This is a genomic window from Burkholderia dolosa (genome assembly GCF_902499135.1).
GTDB classification, from domain to species: domain Bacteria; phylum Pseudomonadota; class Gammaproteobacteria; order Burkholderiales; family Burkholderiaceae; genus Burkholderia; species Burkholderia dolosa.
In genome coordinates this window covers 1-536 of sequence record NZ_CABVPR010000162.1, presented here as the reverse complement: position 1 = coordinate 536, position 536 = coordinate 1, and the positions used below count along the sequence as shown (strand labels likewise).

General features: G+C 61.0%; 1 pseudogene. It reads left to right on the top strand.

Annotated features, from left to right (window positions below):
* Positions 1–65 precede the first annotated feature (65 nt).
* Positions 66–536: pseudogene (locus tag BUB20358_RS28540) on the top strand (transposase); the annotation flags it as partial.

Genomic DNA, 536 nt, shown 5'->3' with positions numbered 1-536 from the left:
TGACCTTCCCCCTCCAAAGTATCCCACTGTAAAGTTAGTGGCGAGGCCGCAGGAGAAACCTTGTCATGAAGAAATCGCGGTTCAGCGAAGAGCAGATTATCGGCGTGCTGAAGGAGGCCGACGCAGGCATGAAGGTCGCGGACCTGTGCCGCAAGCACGGCATATCGGATGCGACGTTCTATAACTGGCGTAGCCGTTACGGCGGCATGGATGTGTCGGAAGCGCGACGATTGCGACAACTGGAGGAAGAAAATCAGCGGCTCAAGCGGCTGGTGGCCGACCAGGCGCTGGACATCCAGGTTCTGAAGGACGTTCTCGGAAAAAAGTGAGTTCGCCCGCGCAGCGCCGAGAAGTTGTGCAGCAGGTGATTGACCAGCACGACTATTCGGAGCGCCGGGCGTGCGCGCTCATTGGCCTGAATCGCCGAACGTTCTGGCGGACGGCGCCGCCTGACGCCGACTACGAAGTGCGGCAACGGCTGCGCGAGCTGGCACAGGAGCGGCCACGGTTTGGCTCACCCCGCCTGCATGTCTTGC